Annotated in this window: 18 protein-coding genes; 6 read left to right on the forward strand and 12 right to left on the reverse strand. The window is 60.5% G+C overall.

Going from position 1 to position 19,273, the window contains the following annotated elements; translation table 11 throughout:
- Positions 1 to 2: 2 nt before the first annotated feature.
- From AC193Q_RS06315 to AC193Q_RS06335, 5 genes are all read right to left on the reverse strand, one after another.
- Positions 3 to 779, reverse strand: a complete 777-nt coding sequence (locus AC193Q_RS06315; RefSeq protein WP_027611757.1) for an amino acid ABC transporter permease — start codon at positions 777 to 779, stop codon at positions 3 to 5.
- Between the two features lie 11 nt (positions 780 to 790).
- Positions 791 to 1,597: an ABC transporter substrate-binding protein gene (locus tag AC193Q_RS06320; RefSeq protein ID WP_041064034.1), complete on the reverse strand. Its 807-nt coding sequence runs from the start codon at positions 1,595 to 1,597 to the stop codon at positions 791 to 793.
- A 79-nt stretch (positions 1,598 to 1,676) separates the two neighbouring features.
- Positions 1,677 to 2,345: a GntR family transcriptional regulator gene (locus AC193Q_RS06325; RefSeq protein ID WP_121185501.1), complete on the reverse strand. Its 669-nt coding sequence runs from the start codon at positions 2,343 to 2,345 to the stop codon at positions 1,677 to 1,679.
- 271 nt (positions 2,346 to 2,616) lie between these two features.
- Positions 2,617 to 2,925, reverse strand: coding sequence for a plastocyanin/azurin family copper-binding protein (locus tag AC193Q_RS06330; RefSeq protein ID WP_121185503.1), 309 nt, complete (start codon positions 2,923 to 2,925; stop codon positions 2,617 to 2,619).
- A gap of 14 nt (positions 2,926 to 2,939) precedes the next feature.
- Positions 2,940 to 3,908 (reverse strand): metallophosphoesterase family protein, encoded by a 969-nt coding sequence (locus AC193Q_RS06335; RefSeq protein ID WP_086791274.1) that lies wholly within the window; start codon positions 3,906 to 3,908, stop codon positions 2,940 to 2,942.
- A 153-nt stretch (positions 3,909 to 4,061) separates the two neighbouring features.
- On the opposite strand from AC193Q_RS06335, the gene AC193Q_RS06340 reads away from it, so the two are divergent.
- From AC193Q_RS06340 to AC193Q_RS06355, 4 genes are all read left to right on the forward strand, one after another.
- Positions 4,062 to 4,574, forward strand: a complete 513-nt coding sequence (locus AC193Q_RS06340) for a sigma-70 family RNA polymerase sigma factor (protein ID WP_041064046.1) — start codon at positions 4,062 to 4,064, stop codon at positions 4,572 to 4,574.
- Positions 4,567 to 5,307 (forward strand): anti-sigma factor family protein, encoded by a 741-nt coding sequence (locus AC193Q_RS06345; RefSeq protein ID WP_121185505.1) that lies wholly within the window; start codon positions 4,567 to 4,569, stop codon positions 5,305 to 5,307. Before AC193Q_RS06340 ends, AC193Q_RS06345 begins: the two co-directional genes overlap by 8 nt.
- Positions 5,308 to 5,445: 138 nt before the next feature.
- Positions 5,446 to 8,067, forward strand: a complete 2,622-nt coding sequence (locus tag AC193Q_RS06350; protein WP_483879304.1) for a bifunctional diguanylate cyclase/phosphodiesterase — start codon at positions 5,446 to 5,448, stop codon at positions 8,065 to 8,067.
- 346 nt (positions 8,068 to 8,413) lie between these two features.
- Positions 8,414 to 9,724 (forward strand): ArnT family glycosyltransferase, encoded by a 1,311-nt coding sequence (locus AC193Q_RS06355; protein ID WP_483879305.1) that lies wholly within the window; start codon positions 8,414 to 8,416, stop codon positions 9,722 to 9,724.
- Between the two features lie 28 nt (positions 9,725 to 9,752).
- Here AC193Q_RS06355 and AC193Q_RS06360 read toward each other — a convergent pair whose 3' ends face one another.
- The 6 genes from AC193Q_RS06360 to AC193Q_RS06385 form a co-directional block, all read right to left on the reverse strand.
- Positions 9,753 to 11,099 carry a glutamine synthetase family protein gene (locus AC193Q_RS06360; RefSeq protein ID WP_121185511.1) on the reverse strand — a complete coding sequence of 449 codons (1,347 nt, stop codon included), beginning with the start codon at positions 11,097 to 11,099 and terminating at the stop codon, positions 9,753 to 9,755.
- 21 nt (positions 11,100 to 11,120) lie between these two features.
- On the reverse strand, positions 11,121 to 11,678 hold the full coding sequence (locus AC193Q_RS06365; protein ID WP_121185513.1) for a helix-turn-helix domain-containing protein: 558 nt from the start codon (positions 11,676 to 11,678) through the stop codon (positions 11,121 to 11,123).
- 13 nt (positions 11,679 to 11,691) lie between these two features.
- Complete coding sequence (locus AC193Q_RS06370; RefSeq protein ID WP_121185515.1) at positions 11,692 to 12,981, reverse strand: NAD(P)/FAD-dependent oxidoreductase; 1,290 nt, start codon at positions 12,979 to 12,981, stop codon at positions 11,692 to 11,694.
- A 93-nt stretch (positions 12,982 to 13,074) separates the two neighbouring features.
- On the reverse strand, positions 13,075 to 14,259 hold the full coding sequence (locus AC193Q_RS06375) for a DUF2252 family protein (RefSeq protein WP_121185517.1): 1,185 nt from the start codon (positions 14,257 to 14,259) through the stop codon (positions 13,075 to 13,077).
- A 62-nt stretch (positions 14,260 to 14,321) separates the two neighbouring features.
- Entirely contained in the window at positions 14,322 to 15,650 is a 1,329-nt protein-coding gene (locus AC193Q_RS06380; RefSeq protein WP_121185519.1) for an ATP-binding protein, read from the reverse strand.
- Positions 15,647 to 16,357: a response regulator gene (locus AC193Q_RS06385; protein ID WP_047294499.1), complete on the reverse strand. Its 711-nt coding sequence runs from the start codon at positions 16,355 to 16,357 to the stop codon at positions 15,647 to 15,649. Before AC193Q_RS06385 ends, AC193Q_RS06380 begins: the two co-directional genes overlap by 4 nt.
- A 165-nt stretch (positions 16,358 to 16,522) precedes the next feature.
- Between AC193Q_RS06385 and AC193Q_RS06390 the strand changes: the two genes are divergently transcribed.
- Positions 16,523 to 16,846, forward strand: coding sequence for a hypothetical protein (locus AC193Q_RS06390; protein ID WP_047294501.1), 324 nt, complete (start codon positions 16,523 to 16,525; stop codon positions 16,844 to 16,846).
- A 65-nt stretch (positions 16,847 to 16,911) separates the two neighbouring features.
- Complete coding sequence (locus tag AC193Q_RS06395) at positions 16,912 to 17,553, forward strand: DUF3313 domain-containing protein (protein ID WP_483879306.1); 642 nt, start codon at positions 16,912 to 16,914, stop codon at positions 17,551 to 17,553.
- Positions 17,554 to 17,577: 24 nt separating this feature from the next.
- Here AC193Q_RS06395 and AC193Q_RS06400 read toward each other — a convergent pair whose 3' ends face one another.
- Positions 17,578 to 19,200 (reverse strand): mechanosensitive ion channel domain-containing protein, encoded by a 1,623-nt coding sequence (locus AC193Q_RS06400; RefSeq protein WP_121185521.1) that lies wholly within the window; start codon positions 19,198 to 19,200, stop codon positions 17,578 to 17,580.
- Between the last annotated feature and the right edge of the window lie 73 nt (positions 19,201 to 19,273).

Raw genomic sequence — 19,273 nt, forward strand, 5'->3', positions numbered from 1 at the left:
GCTTAGCGTCCCCTCAGCAGTTTCAGAGTGCTGCGACCGAACATCCGACTGGAGGCCGGCGGCGGCGAAGAAGGTCGGTCGGACTGACCGAAGCGGTTCTCCAGCCAGCGCTGAAAGAAGCCCCACAGCGTGGTAAGCAACAGGAAATAAATCGCCACCACCAGGTACAACTCGAACACCCGAAAAGTCGCCGAGGTGACCATCTGCGTGCTGAGCAACAGCTCTTGCACGCCGATCACGCTGACCAGCGTGGTGTTTTTCAGCATCACGTTGAACTCGTTGCCCAGCGGCGGCACGATCACCCGGAACGCTTGCGGCAGGACGATGCGGCGCATCAGCTTGGCGAAGGTCATGCCCAGCGAACGCCCGGCCTCGTACTGGCCCTTGTCCACGGCGCCGATCCCGGCGCGGATGATCTCGGCCATGTACGCGCCTTCGTTGAGCCCCAGAGCAATGATCGCCGCCTGGATGTTGCCGGGCACCACCAGCCCGAACAGCTCAATGTCTTCGAAGCGAAAAATCCCGCCCGCCGCCAGCGCGGTGTAGAGGAAAACGATCTGCACCAGCAACGGCGTGCCGCGCATCAGCCACACATAAAAACGCACGGGCAGATGCAGCAACGGGTTCTTCGACAAACGCAACAATGCAGCGGCCAACCCCAGCACACAGCCCAGCAGCATTGCCAGCACACTGATCAGACAGGTCAGCCAGAGCCCGGTGAGATAAACCCCGCTCGGCTGCAACAGGTATTGCCAGAACACATCCCAATTGAAGTTCATCAACGCTTACCTCAATCGAGTGTGTCGCTGGAAACGTGCCATTTGCTCAGAAGCTGGTTGTAGCTGCCGTCGCTGCGCATGTCGGTGATAATCTGCTGTACCGCAGCGCTCAGTTGCGCATCGTCCTTGCGGATGCCCAGGCCGGTGAGAATCCGGCTGAAGGCCGGAACGCCTTCTTCGAACAGATCCGGAGCCATCGCCGCGTAATAACCGGCGGTTTCCACCGTGGTGCCGTAAGCGTCGACCTGGTTGATGCGCAAGGCCTGGAAGGCATCGGTGTCGGTGTTGTAAACCACCAGTTTCATCGGTGGCTTGCCGGCCTTGGTCAGGCTTTCATTTTCCGCATCGAGCAAGGTCTTGATGGTCGAGCCATTAAGCACCGCGATCTTGTGCCCGCTCAGATCCGCCAGGGTTTTCAGCGCCTTCGGATTGCCTTTGGGCACGACGACTGCCTGGCTGGAATACATGTAGTTGACGATGTCGATCACCTCACGGCGCTCGGGCTTGTCGAACAGCTGGTCGACGATCATGTCGCACTGTTTGGCAAGCAAGGCCGGGAGCAGTCCGGAAAACGGAATCACCCGCCAATCGACCTTCTTGTCGCCCAGGCGCTTGGCGATTTCCAGGCCCAGGTCGACGGTCAGGCCTTTGGGCTTTTGCGCTTCATCGAAAGACACCAGCGGCGGCGAATCCATGCCCGAGCAATAGGTCAGTTTGTCGACCTTGACCAGACGCTCCGGCACCGTGGGTGCGGCGAGCGCCCATTGCGAACAGAGTCCGAGGGAAATTGCAGCCAGTAACAGGCGAGACGTATGCATGACCAGACACTCCAGTTCGGTTAGTAACGGGGCAGTACTCAACGTCAAAACATCGGCGGACTCGTGTTCCGCTCTGTGGTTATTTTTCTGATTGCAAAAATTTGATCAGCTCGGGCACCGTGCCTTCGATGTGCTCGCGCACCACGGCTTCGGCCTTGCTGGCGTCGCCGGCACGAATCGCATCAAGGATGATCTGGTGCTCCTGGCGGGCGCTCAGGGGCTTTTCGATGTGCTGCAGCCACAGGCGCATGGGCGCTTCGATCAGCGCGTAGAGGGCGCTGATCTGCTTGAGCAACCGAGGGCGTTCGCTGAGGCTGCACAGGTATTCATGGAACTTGCGATGGCGGCTGACCCACGCCGCACTCTCGTCGCGGTAGTCATCCATTTCATCGAGAAGCCGTTCCAGCGCCGTCAACTGACGCTCGCTGATTTTGGGCACCGCGATGCGAATCGCCAGGCCCTCTAGCGCACTTCGCATCTCGAACACCTCATGCATCTGCTCGACATCCAGCCCACTGACCACCGCGCCGCGATTGGGCCTCAGCGTCACCAGACCCTGCGCATCGAGACGGCGAAACGCTTCGCGCACCGGCATGCGGCTCATGCCGATTTCACTGGCGATGTCCTCGGCGATCAACCGGTCGCCCTTGCGGTACCGACCACCACAGATGCCCTCCAACAGAAACTTGTAGGCCTCTTCTTCGGCGGTCATCGGTTGACGTTGATCGAAGGCAGGAGCGAATTGCATGGCAGCACCTTTTGTCTTTTTGTATCCAATTATCCACTGATGCAAAAAAAGCACGATGCATGCCAGATTTCTCCGCACCGGGCCAAGCGCTTGATTTGAATGATTTAACTCACGAATTCATAACGAACAGCGATTTAATGCTGCCGCCCGAAGCTAGAACAGTGCTACCCGATAGCCCATGGCAAGCCCCGCAAAGGTGCAGATTGGTAGCTGAGTAACACTCAGGCCAGCGACACCTTTGCGGTACGTATTCAGCAGATCACGAGCCAGTTCACTGCGTCACCACCACCTTGCCGATCATCTGCGGATGCAACACGCAAAAATATTCAAACGCCCCCGGCGTATCGAATACCCAGGAAAAGCTGTCATTGGTGTCCAGCGCACCCGAGCGAAACACCTTGTGGGTTTCCGCCACCGTGTGCGGGATCTGATCATCATTGACCCACGTCACTTTGGTGCCGACGGCCACGGTCAGGTCCTTGGGGGCGAACATGAATTCCTTGATGTCGATCTTCACTTCCGCTGCCCACACCGGTATCGCCAGCAACAGGCACATCAGCGCCAACAGTCGCGTTTTCATCGGTTCACCCTCCGTCACACCAGTGTCGAATCAATCAGGGCCAGTGGGTGATCGCCCTGGGTCGCGCGCACGTCGGTGATCCCCAGGTAATTGCGCAGCTGATCCGCCGCCACCGTCATCGGCCCCGGCGACGGTGCGGCACCCGGTGCCGGCTGCGGATAGGCGGTGCCACGGGCGGTGTGGAAGGTCATGTTGCCCTCGACTTTCTGGATCACCTGATGGATGTGCCCGTTGAGCACCGTCACCGAGCCGTACTTGCGCAGCATCGCGATCGCCTGATCGCCGTCCTCGGTGCCCCAGCCCCACGGCTGATAAACCGTCCACAACGGGATGTGGGTGAACACGACGATGGGCGTGCTGCTGCTGACTGCGCGCAAGTCATCGGCCAGCCAGGCCAGTTGCTCGGCGCCGAGGGTGGCTTCATGACCGGCCTGGAAATTGAAGACATTGATCAGCCCGATGAAATGCACGCCATGATCATCAAAGCTATACCAGCCGTTGCCTTTGGTGCCCTTGCCGTAACGCTCCAGGTACAGCTTGCCGCCACCCTCGTCGAGGGTGTCGTGTTCGCCGGGGACGTAATGCACGGTGGATGGCAGGCCCTTGAGCAACTGTGCGGCGGTGTCGAATTCCTCGGGCTTGGACAGGTGGGTGATGTCGCCAGTGTGCAAGATCAGCGATGGCCGTCTGGGCAGCGCGATGACCTTGTCGATGGCCACCTGCAAGGTCTTGACCGGTTCGGGATTGGCTTCCTTGTTGAAGCCGATGTGCGAATCGCTGATCTGCACGAAGTGAAAGGTGCTGTCCAGCGCCTTGGGATCGCTGACGTTGCCTGCGTCATCCAGCGCAAAGGCTTTGGGGATGCCGCCGCTCAGGGCCCAGAGAACCCCGGCCCCGGCCCACGCCGAGCATTTGAGCAGGGTTCGCCGGTCCGGGTTGAGCGGGCCGTCGGTGCGCAGCGGGTGTTTTGCTTGAATGTCCATCGATGTGTCCTCGCGGGCGAACTACAGTGAGGTAGCTGACACGAGGTAAACCTTGTGGCGTGAGGCTTTATTCCACGGCAAAAAATAAATCTTTTTGCGCGAATAAAACCTGCCGCAGCGCGGTTACAGGGGGGTGACGGTGCGGAACCGACCATGAAGCGATTTGAGGAATTGATTGCGCCCCATCTGGACGCGGCCTACAACCTTGCGCGCTGGCTTACCGGCAACGACAGCGCTGCGCGCGACGTCGTGCAGGAAAGCGCCCTGCGCGCCTTCCGGTTTTTGCAACGTTTCGCCGACGGCAACGCCAAGGCGTGGTTTCTGACCATCGTGCGCAACGAAAGCTACACCTGGCTCAAGGCTTCGGCCGGGCGCCATTGGGTCGCCATCGATGACGACCGGGTCGCTGACGAAGGCCCGCTGAGCCACAGCCAGACCCCGGAACTGCTGGCCATTCACATGGAAAATGCCGCCTTGCTCCAGCAGGCGTTGAGTGCCCTGCCGCCGGTGTTTCGCGAGGTGATTGTGCTCAAGGAACTCGAAGACATGCCTTACAAGGACATCGCCCTGGTGGTCGATATTCCGATTGGCACCGTCATGTCCAGACTGGCCCGGGCACGTGCCCTGCTCAAGCTCGAACTATTGAAGTTGCACGATCATGAATGAACTCGACTGCGCGGTTTGCCAGACACAGTTGCACGGCTATCTGGATCAGGAACTGGATCCGGCGACGGCGGCGCAGGTGACCGCGCACTTGAGCACCTGTGCCGAATGCGCGCAGCTGCACGAGCAAGCGAAATTGCTCAAGGTCAGCGTGAAGCGCCATGTACCCTACTACCCGGCGCCCGCCGCATGCGCGGCGAGCGTGTTCGCCGCAGACAAACCTGAGCCGAGGTTCATCCAGCGCTGGCAAAAATGGCTGGCCCCGGCCTTTTCCGCCGCCGCGCTGGCTCTGGCGCTGGTGCTGTATGTCGCCACTCCCGGCAGCGAGCAACCCTTGATCGACGAGGCCGTTTCCAGCCACGTACGCTCGTTGATGGGCGAACACCTCAACGACGTGGTGTCGTCCGATCGCCACACCGTCAAACCGTGGTTCACCGGCAAACTCGACTTCTCGCCCCCGGTATTCGACTACACGGCGCAAGGCTTCCCCTTGCTTGGCGGGCGTCTGGATTACCTGCAACACCAGACCACCGCCGCCCTGAGCTACGGGCATGCCAAGCACATCATCAACCTGTTCATCCTGCCGACGAACGAGGCGGACCAAGCCGTGCAGAGTCGCAGCGTGCGGGGATTCAACGTGGTCTCGTGGCAGGCCGCTCATATGCGTTTCGTGCTGGTGTCGGATGTGGAGAAAGGAGAATTGGAGGTCTTGGGGCAGTTGCTCAGAGCGCAATGAAGTTGCGCCAAAGGCAAAATCCCCGCGCATTCACTACGCTTGAGACATCCGCCGCAGCGTCATTGCCAACAACAAATTGAACAATGCGCTCGGGCCGCTGTTCCAGATGAGCAAACCCAAGCTACCAAGGACGAGCATATGGACAGTTTCGCTCCTGCCACGCCGGTTCCGCCTCAGCAAAGCGCCATTACCCGCCGCCTGGCATTTGCGGTCGGCACGCTGTTCGTCGTCGGGGTGATTGCTGCGATTGGCACCCTGCTCAGTATTGCTGCCCGCCTGGATCGCGAGGATGTCGAGCAAACCCGTTTCTATACGGCCCGCGCCCTGGAAAATCGCATCGTCGCCTCCAAAAGCTACATCTCCAGTTACGCTGACTGGAACACGGCCTACGAACACCTGCATCCACATGTCGATACCGACTGGGCGTACAACCAGCAAAATATCGGCAAAACCCTGTTCACCACCGACGGTTATGACGGTGTTTTTGTGTTGAATCGACAGGGGACCCAATACGCTGTGGTGCAAGGGCAACAGAAAGAAGGTGACATCTCGCGCTGGCTCGAGGTCTCTGCCGCCTCACTGATTGATCAGGTGCAAAGCCAATCCAGTCTGACGGTGCCTGTCAGCACCTACTCACTGTTCGACGGCTGGCCGGCGCTGGTGACGGCAGCGGCCATTTTGCCCAACGACGAACGTCCAGTGGGCGATCCGACACAGACCTCGGTGCTGGTGTTCGTCGACAAGCTGACGCCCGCCAAACTGCGGGTGATCGGAGTCGCTTATGGCCTGAGCAACCTGACCCTGACTCCGGACGGACAACTTGCCGAAGAACAACCACGAGTACCGCTGGACAGCACCGGTTACAGCTTGATAGCGGATCTGGAACGACCCGGGCAGCAACTGCTGTGGTCACTGCTGCCAACCCTCGGCGCCGTGCTGGCCGTGCTGATGCTGTTGACCGCCTATTTCTTGCGTCACGCCGTGCGGTCTTCAACCTACGTCGACCACAGTTTCAGCACGCTGCAGGCTTCGAATCAGGCACTGGAGGCGGCCAACCATGCGCTGGAAGCCAGTGAAGAACGCTTTCGCGCGGTCGCCGAAGCGGCGTCGGACTGGATCTGGGAAGTCGACAGGCACTTGCGCCTGACCTATCTCTCGGCGCGCTTCAGCGAGGTGACCGGCTACCCGCAAAGCGAGTGGCTGGGCCAGGGCATTGGGCAATTGGTGTCGTGCGATACCACGCCGCTGGAGCTGTGGCTGAAGAAACTCACCGAGGACAGCAATGCCAGCGACTTGCGTTGCACCTACCGCGATCACGCCGGGCAGCAACGCCACTGTCGACTGTCGGCGCGGCCGATTATCGAGAAGCAAACCGTGGTCGGCTATCGCGGCACCGCCAGCGACATCACCGACGAAGTCGCCGCCCATGCGCAGATCCAGCACCTGTCGATGCACGACGCCCTCACCGGCCTGCCCAATCGCAACCAGTTGGCGCGTTATCTGGATGAAGCGCTGCTGCTCAAGGAGCACGCGCCGCCGCTGTCGCTGCTGGTGATCGACCTGGACAACTTCAAGCCGATCAACGACTCCCTCGGCCATCCGGCAGGCGATGCGGTGTTGCAGGAAGTCGCCAGTCGTCTGCGCGAATGCACCCGCGAGCACGACATCGTCGCACGCCTGGGTGGCGACGAATTTGTCGTGGTGCTCAATGGCATGGACACTCGGCAGGAAGTCGACCGGTTCTGTACCCGGCTGGTCGAGAGCCTGCATCAACCGATGCTCTTCGAGCACCATCCGTTGCACGTCGGGGCCAGCATCGGTATCGCCCTGAGCCGCCGCCAGGGCTTCGTGCCCAGCGAGTTGATCCGTTGCGCCGACATCGCGCTGTATCAGGCCAAGTCCGAGGGCAAAAACACCTGGTGCTATTTCGAAGCGCACATGAACGACCAGATCCAGACCCGCCGGCAAATGGAAAGCGACCTGCGCGGCGCACTGAAAAACGACGAATTCATCCTGCATTACCAGCCGCGCTACACCGTCGACGGCAAGCACATCGTCTCGGTCGAGGCGCTGGTGCGCTGGCAGCACCCGACCAAGGGTCTGCTGGGACCGGACGTGTTCATCGGCCTGGCGGAACAGACCGATCTGATCGTGGCGCTGGGGCGCTGGGTGTTGCGCGAAGCCTGTGAAACCGCACTCGAATGGCCGTCAGACATCCTCCTGTCAGTCAACCTGTCCCCGGCACAGTTCGCCCTCAGCGATGTCGTCGAAGACGTTCGCGAAGCGCTGATCCAGACCCGTTTCCCGGCCAGTCGTCTGGAACTGGAAATCACCGAAAACGTGATGCTCGTCGACACCGACGGCGCGCTGGCCACGATGAATGCGCTCAAGCAACTCGGCGTGCGCCTGAACATGGACGACTTTGGCACCGGCTATTCGTCTCTCGGCTACCTGCGCGCCTACCCGTTCGACGGGATCAAGATCGACAAGCGCTTCATCGCCTCGATCAGCAACGGCGCCAACGATCGCGCCGTGGTCCAGGCGATCATCGGCCTGGGCAAAGCCATGGGCCTGACCGTGACCGCCGAAGGCGTGGAAACCGAGGAGCAACTGGCGATTCTGGGCAAGGATCAATGCAATGAGGTGCAGGGTTATTTCATGAGTCGGCCCATCGACAAAGCGGCGTTCGCCCGATTGTTGCAAACCGCCAGAACCGGGCCGGCCGATCATTCGCCGTCGAAGAAAGGACGCGTCATCTAGCCGGCCTTGTATCACTGGCATTCAATCATTGAAATGCACAAAGCCCGTTTCGACACGCGTTGTTAATACGGTTTTCCTGTTGACTTCAATTGGTTTTGTTCAGGGTGTGTTTAGGGCCGTCATGCTTGAATAGTCCTCGCCGCGGGCCAGGCTCAACATCAATCTCGCGCCACACACAAGTTCAATGCAGGCGTCACCGGACTGTCAGGATTGCGGTCAAAAGAACAACTTCACTAAAGGGTTAACGATGGATCGATATGATGCCCCGCTTGTTGTAGAGCGCACTTCGCGGGCTGGAATGTTGACGGGACTGATTACGAGAAACCCATGCCTGAGCATTTTTTTCATGACACTGGCCGTGTTCATGGCATTGCAATACAAACCCGCGGTCCTCAACTACACAACACGCTTTGTCGACTTTGCCGACTACATGTTGCTGCACGGCATCACACTGTTCCCGATCGCCGAAGACCTCAAACCCTATCCCGACTACACGGTCCTCAATACCTTATTGGTCTACCTGGTGTCCTTGCCATTCGGCCGGATATCCGTTCTTTCCATGGGTTTTCCGTCCTGCGTGGCCGCGTCGCTGATGCTGGTATTCATTTATCGACTGGGCGCGCTGCACAGCAAGAAGTGGGGGGCGTACGGCGTTCTTTTCAGTCTGCTGACCTGGGCTTTTCTCGACGGCGTCAACTCGCTGGCACTGGATATCTATCCGGCGCTGTTAACGGTGATGTGCTTCTACTTTGCCTATACGGCCGAGATCAAAAAAGACTCGCGCCGCCTGGTGTTTCTGTATGTCGGGCTGGCACTGGGTTTCGCTTTTCGTGGGCCTATCGGCTTGATCGGACCTGCGAGTGTCATTGGCGCTTATTACTTACTGAGCCGGCAGTGGCGCATGTTGCTGCTGTTTTCACTGCTCTCGGGGGTGATTCTGACTGTTGGGGTGGTGTTACTGGCCTGGGCGGCCTACGTGCAAGGAGGGCCAGCGTTCCTCGACGAAGTGCTGAACATGCAGGGCATCGCACGCTTCGGTTCCGACCACGCGCCACGCTATTACTTCTACTTCTCGGCAGGTCTGCTGACCTACGGCATCACGGTGTTTTACGCCATCAACGTCATTCTCAAGAAGTACAAACTGTTCTTCCGTTCGAACCGCGATAGAAACATCGACCTGCTGCGCTATCTAACCGGCTGGCTGCTAGTGCTGCTGGTGCTGTTCACTCTTCCGAGTTCCAAGAAAGCACGCTACATCCTGGCAATCATCCCGGCGATTTCATTGCTGGCCGCTTACCTCTTCGTCAGCAAGGAAGCCGCCTTCGTCCGCGCCAAAAACGGCCTGCTCAACGTCTGCCTGAAGCTGCCCCTGCTGGGGTTGGGTATGCTGGTGGCGGTGCTGGTCTACAACAACTTCGCCGATGTTCCGTTACAGCCTAATTACCTGGGCGTGGGCCTGGGGTTGTCTGCGCTGTTGAGTGTCTACCATGGTAAACACCAGTACTTCGCCGAGCATCCCTATCGCGAGTTCATAACGCTGTCGTTTGGCGTAGCGGCTTTTCTGATACTGGATATGTTTTTCTTCAACCCGATCACCTACCACCTGGAACTCATGATCGAACCCACACCGAAGTTTTTGCCGTATTGGTTTTGGTGAAGGGCTGAAGAAGTCACTGAACCTGTGATCACAAATACCAGCGATACTCCCGCGCGCTGATCTCCTGCATGAATGCCAGGTGATCCTGACGTTTGTTCTCGCAATACACGTCGACAAACTCGGCGCCCAGTCCCGCCCGCAGTTGCGGCTGATGCTGCAACGCGCGCACGGCATCGAGGATTTCCGTGGGGAAAGCGATGCCGCTGTTGCGGTCATCGTTGAGGGGCGGGATCGGTTCCTTGCCTGATTCCAGACCATGTTCCACGCCCACCAGAATTGCCGCCAGCACCAGATACGGGTTGGCGTCAGCGCCGGCCAGCCGGTATTCGATGCGCAGGTTTTTCGTGTCCGACTCGGGGATGCGCAGGCAGGCGTCACGATCCTCGTAACCCCAGCTCGCTTTGGTCGCGGTGTTTACCGTGCCGCTCAAGCGGCGCATGGCGTTCTGGTTCGGCGCGAAAATCGGCATGCTGTGCGGCAGCAGATCCAGGCAACCGGCCACTGCATGACGCAGCAGCTGTTGATGATTGGCGGCCAGCAGATTGTTGCCGGCGGCGTCATACAGGCTGACATGCACATGCATGCCGCTGCCCGGATGCTGCACATACGGCTTGGCCATGAAACTGGCACGATAGCCGTGCTTGAGCGCAACGCCGCGGGTGCTGCGACAGAACAGCGCCGCCCAGTCGGCGGCGCGCAAACCGTCATCCAGATGGCCGAAATTGATTTCGAACTGGCCCGGCCCCAGCTCTGCGGTAATCACCGTGGCATCGATGCCCTGCGCCCGCGTCGCTTCAACCATGTCGTCAAGCACCGGGGCGAAACGCGACAGGCGTTCGATGTGCATGTTCGGCTGATCATCAGCGTCGTCGGTCAGCTCGTCGCGAGGGAATTGCGGCAGGCCGTCGCGCAGTTTTTTGTCGAACAGATAGAACTCAAGCTCAAACGCGACCACCGGATGAATGCCTTTGCTCGCCAATCGATCCAGTACTTTTGCCAGCACTTCGCGGGGTTCGAACTCGATGGGTTTGGCGGTACCGTCGGAGGTGATCAGCATCTGCCCCAGCGGTTGACTTTCCCAGGTCACGGGCTTGAGGGTGCCGGGCACCAAGCGGCGCACAGCGTCCGGGTCGCCGTCGTTGAAGCAGTAATCGCCGATCTTGAACAGACCGCCCTGCACGCCCAGCAACACGCAGTTCTGCGGCAGTTTCAAGGCGCTGCCTGCCGCGACTTTTTCGAGCATGTCCACCGGATAGCGCTTGCCGTAAAAATGCCCCGGAATGTCCAGGGAAATCAGGTCGACATAGCGTACCTCGGGGTAGCGTTGGCGAAACGCGCGCACTTCGGCGAGCAGGTCAGAGCAGACAGCGTCCATCGTATTCATCCTTTGTTGTTATCAGGTGTAGACCCAGAGCACGCGGGTAAGCTGCGCGGTGAGGTTGCCGTAGCGGCAATGGGTGTGACTGTCGAATTGAAAGCTGTCGCCGGCGCTCAAGGTCACCGGTTCGTCGTCGTTGCCCAGCCACAAGGTCAGCTCGCCTTCGAGGACGTAACCGCCCTGCTCCGAGCTGTCGCTCATGTGCCGGTCACCGCTGCTCGCGCCCGGTTCCAGATGACTTTCGAGCATGGAGAACGAGGCACGCATCTGCGGCGACACCAGAATGTCGGTAATGCCGCTGGCGTAATACAGCGTGCGGCGCTCGTCCGGGCGGGTAACCCACGGCACTTGTCTGGGTTTGGGCAGGCTGTAGAAATAGGTGGTCGGCACGCCGAGTGTTTCGCTGATCGCGGTGAGGTCGGCCACGGTCGGGCGCGACAGGCCGCGTTCGACTTGCGAGAGAAACCCCACCGAACGGCCGATTTTGTCGGCCAACTCTTTGAGGGTGTATTTCTTGTGCTTGCGCAGGTCGTGGATCAGGATCGCCAGCGCCGCGATTTCTTCTTGCTTGTTCATGGTCAAAATCTCATCAAATGCTGTCGCGCAGCCGATACCAGGCCTTGCCGATAGCTTCCAGCGGTGCGGCGAAGTGCTTGCCGCCGGGGAAACGGCCATTGCTCAGGCCCTGGTACAACGCCAATTCATCCGTCTCGCCGAGAATTGCATCGGACACCGCACGGGCGGCGGCCAGTGTCGGCAGCACGCCGTGCCCCGAATAACCCTGAAGCCAATAACGGTTGCCCTCGCCGCCGACATCAGGCGTACGGTTCATGGTCAGGTCGATGTGCCCGCCCCAGGCGAATTGCAATTCAACACCCTTGAGTTGCGGGAACACCCGTTCGAGAAACGGCCGGGTCGCCACCGCAATGTCCTTGGGCATGCCACCCAGATAGGTGCAGCCGCCGCCGAACAACAAACGGTTGTCCGGCGTGCGGCGGAAGTAATCAAGGACGAACTGGTTGTCGGTCACGCAGACGTTGCTCGGCAGCAGCGCCGTGGCTTGCTCCGGGGTCAGTGGCGCGGTGGCGACCTGGTAGGTGCCGACCGGCAGGATGCAGCTGGAGAGCTGCGGATCGAGTTCATCGAGATAGGCATTGCAGGCCAGCACCAGTACATCGGCCTTCACCGAACCGCGCTCGGTATTGACCCGGAAGCCATTGCCCTCCTGCTGATAACTCAACGCTTTGCTTTGCTCATGAATACGCCCGCCAGCACGCTCGATGGCGGCGGCCAGCCCGAGGGCGAGTTTCAGCGGATTGAGGTGCGCGCCTTCGGCGTCGTACAGGCCGGCCTGATAGCGTTCGCTGGCGACCCATTGCGGCAGGTCTTCACGGGGAATGAATTGCAGGCCGTCATGACCCCATTTGTGACTGGCTTCGTGTTGCCACTCAGTCAGCAGGCTGACTCGCCGCGGCATCACCGAGGTCCACAAATGGCCGGGGCGATAGTCGCAATCAAAACCGTGTCGCACGGGCAATTCACGCAGTTCCTGCGCGGCCCAGCGGATGCCGTCCCATAGGCGACGGGCGCGCTCATAGCCGAGCGCTGCTTCCAGCGGCGGCATGTCGCACGACCAGCCCAGAATCGCCTGCCCGCCATTGCGTCCCGACGCGGCCCAGGCCACGCGACTGGCTTCGAGCACAGTGACGCGCTTGCCGGCCAAAGCCAGACGCAACGCGGTGTGCAGCCCGCTGAATCCGGCGCCGATGATCACCACTTCCGCGTCGTGCGCGCGTTCCAGCGCCGGCCGCGTGCTGAGAACATCGGCGCAACTGTGGGCGTAATAACTGGCGACATGCTGCTGGGATTGCTGAAACATTCGGCGCCTCATGAAATTTATTTCTTATAATTTCATGAAAATCTACAGAACAAATTTCATATCGGCAACCGGCAACTGTTTCACTCACACAGATCAATGCTCCAGCGCATAACGCCGACAATGTTCGAGATAGCCTTTCTCATGACGACCCACCAATTGCACGACACTGGACCACAGCCACGACGGTGCATCCAGAGTCTTCGAGCGACACGCCTGCAGTTCACGCATCCATGAGGCGCGGGTGCTCATGTCCATCTGCCGGGCGTGAGCCAGCCCCACGACACGGGCCAGATAGCCGGCGGCGAGCTTCGCGTCGGTCTGGCTCAACTGATCGAGCTCCAGTTTCATGTCTTGTGGCAGCAGTTCGCGGATGAAGAATCCATGGTCGAGCAGCCGGGTGGCGATCATCCGGTTACCCAGGCCCGGCGAGAGAAAACGCGCGCCTTCGACCACACGTTTGCCGTTGTCGCGGGGCATCGCGGTGCGGGCGACGCGCGGGGCTGCGGCGGCAACGGCCTCCTTGATGTCGAGCAAGCAATATTCCTCGTCATCACCCTCGCCCACACCGAGTAGCACCGCATAACGCTTGAGCCCCAGCGAACTGCAGCCTTTGACCCAATAGGCCGAATCGAGCATTTTCACCCGGTCGTCCTTGTTGCGCCCCTTCAATGAGGTCACCAGCGTGTGCAGATCTGGCGTGGCGCAAAGGGTCTTCAGCGCACTGCGCTCTTCCCGTGACAGCGACCAGAAGTGCTTGCCCAGCGGAATGGTCGGTTTGGTGTTTTCGATGCGTTCCTGGGCCAGATGCTTCCACGTGCGTTGCACTGCGCTGCGCATCCCGGCCTTGACTTGCGCGGGGCGTGGCGGCTCTTTGTCGACGTCGTCTTCAAACGCCTGCTCGTAGCCGCGCATCATCTCCTCGAGCATGCGCGCCGTGGCCACACCGGGCAGATCGGAACCCCGGGCGGCAGTCGCCAGCGACAGTGCGAGTCGCACCAGGTCATGCGCGGGATTGCCGATAACCGTCTGGTCGAGGTCGCGGATGTGGATATCGATGCGCCCTTTCAGATCGCCGGTCGGTCCAAGATTGCCGGCATGACAATCGCCGCAGATCCACACCGCCGGCCCTTTCGGCAGGCGGCGCCCGGGCTGGCTGTGCAGCCACTCATAAAACTGCACCGTACTGCCGCGCACATAAGCGTGCGCGGAACGGGCCATTTTCAGATTGCGAAGTTGTGAGAGCGGTTCGAGGCGTGCGGAGGGCCGTGGGGTTTTCATGGACGCTTCTTGCAGAGAATGTGTCCTGTTGACCGCCCGTCACGGGCAAATGTTTCAAAGTATTACAGAGGCAACTCAACCCGAGCCTGCAAGCCGCCGCTGCTGCGATTGCTCAACGTCAGTTCGCCGCCCTGCTCGCGCACGATCGCCCGCGCCGCCGACAGCCCGAGCCCGACGCCACCGGTTTCCCGGTTGCGCGAGGTTTCCAGGCGGAAGAACGGGTCGAACACCCGCTGCAACGACGCTTCGGGAATCCCCGGCCCCTCGTCGCTCACGTCAATGCAGACGCTGTAGCCATCGCTGCTCAAGGTAATGGCCGGCTGCTGCGCATACTTTTCGGCGTTTTCCAGCAGATTGACGATCACACGCTTGATTCCCAGCGGGCGACCTTCGTAGACCAGATGCGCCGGGCCATGGAAATCGATGGCGATGTTCTGGTCGCGGTAGTCGTCGATGATGGTCTGCAGCAACTCCGACAGGTCGAATGCGGTGCTCTGTTCCGGCTGAGTGTCTTCCCGAAAGAACGCCAGCGCGGCATTGATCATCGACTGCATTTCTTCAATGTCGCGGATCAGTTTGCCCTGATGATCAAAGTCCTCCATGAACTCGCTGCGCAGGCGCATGCGGGTCAGCGGTGCACGCAAGTCGTGGGAGATCGATGCGAGCATGTGCGTGCGCTCGCTGATGTAGTGCTGGATCTGCGCCTGCATGGTGTTGAAAGCGATGATTGCCTGGCGGATCTCGTCCGGGCCTTCGACTTTGATCGGCGGCGCGCGCAGATCACCGCCAAAGCGGCGGGCGGCACTGGCAAAGCGTTGCAGCGGTTTGGCCAGTTGCTGCGTGGCCAGCCAAGCCACCAGCACGGTGGCGATCAGACCGAGGGCGATGATGATCGCGATGCGTGTGCCGATGTCCAGGCCCCAAGAGCGTTCAGGCGAGGAGAACAACAACCAGCTGGCATCCGGCAGTTGAATCAGCGCCGCGTAGCGCGCCAGCGGACTGCCGCTCGGCCAGTCAGCGGGATTGAACACCCGAATGTCTCGCTCATCACCCAGCAACTGATGCAACCCCGACGTCTTGTTGGCGATCAGCTGCGTTCCTCCCGCAGGCAATCCGAGCGCGTCACGTTGCGCACTCCAGGTCACCTCCTGCGTCGGGCCGGTTGCCGCGTGCGCGAGTTTCGCGCGTAAAGGCGCTGGTGCAGCCTCGATCACTTTGACGGTCGCCGCAATCTGCTCCAGCAACCCGGTGCGCTCAATCGGTGGCCGCGCCCACGTCCCGGCCACCTCCACGAACAGAAAATTGAGCGCCAGCGAAGCCAGCATGGCCGCGACGATGGTCAGGGCAATCCGCCGACTCAACGGATCACGGCGCAGGAAGCGACGGATCATGCGCGCGTGACCTTGGCGGTGAACAGGTAACCGCCGTTGCGCACGGTGCGGATCAGGTCCGGACGCTTGCTGTCCGGCTCGATCTTGCGGCGCAAGCGGCTGACCTGCACGTCGATGCTGCGATCAAAGGCGTCGTGGCCCTGGCCGCGAGACAGGTCGATCAGTTGCTCGCGGGTGAGAATGCGTTGCGGGTGATCGAGAAACACCACCAGCAGATCGAACTCGCCACCGGACAGCGGAATCATCACGTTTTCCGGGGAGCGCAGTTCGCGACAAGTGATATCCAGATGCCAACCGGCAAAAGCAATCACCGGTCGCGAAGGTTCGCTGACAGGGCTGAGCTGCTCACCGGCACGACGCTGCACGGCGCGCAGACGGGCCAGCAGTTCACGCGGGGCGAACGGTTTGGTCACGTAGTCGTCGGCGCCCAGTTCGAGGCCGACAATCCGGTCGCTCAATTCGCCCATGGCGGTCAGCATGATGATCGGAATGCCCATCTGCGCCCGCACTTTCTGGCACAGGCTCAGGCCACCTTCACCGGGCAGCATCAGGTCGAGAATGATTGTGTCCGGGCGCTGCTGGGCAATCGCCGCCCACATCGCTGCGCCATCAGCGGCGACATCGACCTCGTAGGCGTGCTGGACGAAGAACTTCTTCAGCAGGGCGAGAATTTCCACGTCATCGTCGACGATCAGCAGTCTGCTCACGGGCACAGGATCCTCAGGCCAAAAAAGAACGCATCTAAAACCATTCTGGCCGCCAGGTCATATATTTCAATCGAGCAACATTCCTTCGTCGCGGACATCAAGCGGACATGCTGCGGCAAAACCCTTCGGGCACTCTGCTCGCCATCGACAACCGGGGGGCATTCAATGAGCGCATTGCACGACAGGTACACCGCCGAGGGCCACGACGCCCGCTATCCGTTGATTCTCAGCCAGCGCACCAGCGCGCCTGATCAAAATACGCCGTTGCTGTTTCAGGAGTTCTGCCTGGGCCTGTCAGATGACCAAAGCCGTATCGTCCTGCGCCGCTATTTCGAGCAGTACGGCCCCGGCGATTCGCAATGGGTCGAGTACGTGCACTCGATTCCGACCGCCGACCTCATCCAGTGGATCATGAGCCACGGCCAGCTGCACATCGAATGCTCGGACAACACCCCGCCGCTCTCCTCCCCAATCACTGCCCGCGCTTGAACGACGTGGGTCAAAAGCGCAAAACAAGGATTCGCATGATAAAAAGCCATTGCCTGATGACACTGATGTGCACAGCGTCTCTGAGCCTGTCGGCCTGCAGCAGCAAAACCGTTGAACCGCAGAAGTACACGGGATTTCTGCACGATTACAGCGTGCTGAGCGAGCACACATCGCCATCCGGGCAGACTGTGCTGGGCTGGGTCAGCCCGGCGCTGGCCCGAGGGCGTTACACCCAGGCCTATCTGGCGCCCAGTCAGTTCTACCCCAGCGTCGCGCCGACCGAGCGCGTTCCGCTGAGCACGCTGTCCGGCGTCACCGACTACTACGACGCCGCGCTCAGGCTGGAACTGGGCAAGGTCGTGCACCTGGTATCGCAACCCGGCCCCAATACCCTGACCGTCAGACCCGCGATTACCCGCGTCGCCGCCAGCACCCAGGGCTTGCGCTTTTATGAATGGCTGCCGGTGACCCTGGTTGCCGCCGGCGTGAGCACCGCCACCGGCATCCGCGATCAGGACAGCGAAATCACCACCGAAGTCTCGTTCGAGGACGGCTCCACCGGCGAAGTGGTCGCCGAAGTGGTGCGCAAGGGCACCGGCGTGCCGCTGGAAAACGACAAACAGGTGCTGACTGCCGATGACGTCAAAGGCGTGCTGGACGGCTGGGCCAGTGATCTGGGCAAGTCGTATGCCGCGATCCGGCGCTGATGCTCCCCCAAATAATGGCACTGACTAAGGCAAATCCTCACCCTCCGGTTTTTGTGCGGGGGCCGTGAACCACTTGTCCTTCGGCACTCGCTTCTCTTGCTGCGGGTCATCCAGATAATGCGGCGACATGATCTGCACGCCATATTCGTTGAACACATCCTGAATATTGGCGTGAAGCATGCTCAGCAACACCGCACGCGGGCGCGGCTGGCTCGGAATGGCCTGCGCCACCAAGCGATATTCGGGATAGAAATCCGACAAGGCAGTCTGGAACACCTGAGCCGGCGGGTCTTCCAGAACACCCGGCGTGCGGCGGGCCGCCTCCAGCAACATCGCCTCGACCTGCCGCCAGGGGGTGTCGTAACCGATGGTGACCACGGTATCGACCACGTAACCGGGCCCCTTCACGGTCCGCGAGTAGTTTTTGGTGACGGTGCCGGTGATCATCGAATTGGGCAGCGTCAGCACTTCACCCAACCCGGTGCGGATGCGTGTAGTGAACATGCCCAGCTCGGTGACGGTGCCTTCATATTCGCCGATCCTGACGAACTCGCCGGGGCGCAAAGTGCGCGTGTAGGTCAGGATCAATCCGGCTGCCGCCTGCCCCACCACACTGGTGGCACCGAGGGAAATCATCAGGCCGATCAGCACCGACAAGCCCTTGAACGCATCGGTGCCGGCGCCCGGCAGATACGGATACGCCATCGCCAGGGCAAACAGCCAGATGGCCAGCGAGGTCAGACGTTGGGTCGGTTGCAAGGTCTCATGGTTCAGCCAACTGAAGGTGCCCGGGGTCGCCATGCGCCGCAAAATGCGCCGGGCAAACGCCGTCACCCCACGGGCGATAAAGAAAATGGCCAACGCCACGCCGAGTCCGGGAATAGCCCCGACAATGCCATCCAGCAGATAGCCGGCCAACTCGAACAGATAGTTGTTGAGGCTTTCACCCCATGGCCGGGTATAGGGAAATCGCGACAGGACAAACCCGAGCCATTCGTAGGTCAGTAGCGCAATCACCAGCCAACGCAACACCAACAGCAGGCGACTGACCAACGGATAAAGGAAATTGGCGTCGATCAACTGCACCCGCCCGACTTTCAGCACCTGGGTATGGCGTTCCATCAGCTCGGGCAATTTGCTCAGTAACTTGCGACGCAGGTAGGCCAGGCACCAGAGCAAGCCGACATAGATCACGGTGGACGCTGCCGCCAGCGCCAAAGACCTGAGGATCAGATGCAGGCTGCGCGCCTCACCGGTTTCTGTGACCACTTGGCGCAGTTTCTCGGCAGCACCTTCGGCAGCCTGCTGCACCGAGGCGTATTCAAGGCCATCAACGTCCTTGGGCGCGACGATGAACGCGCGCTTGTCGCCCAGTAAAACCATGTAGCTGTTCTGGATCGGGTCGATCGAGACCGTCAGATTCTCCGACTCGTCCAGCGCCTCGGTGATGACCGTCTTCGCTCGCTTGACGCGGGTCGCCGGCGATTCGCCCAGCAGCGTCGCGCGAAACAGCATGATGCTGCGGTTGGCGACCTTCAGCTCCACCGCTTCATTCGCAGGCTTTGCCGTCTCCTCAAGCGCCCAGCCAGCTCCGGACCCGAGCAAGGCACAGACCATCATCGCTACCGCCAGCAGCCTGCTTCGCATGCACGTGTTTCCTTACGCCCGGGTGTCAGAGGAATACGTAAGGCAGCGTAGTTGAGCGCTGAACGGTTGTCAG

This window comes from Pseudomonas sp. F2 (genome assembly GCF_057174385.1).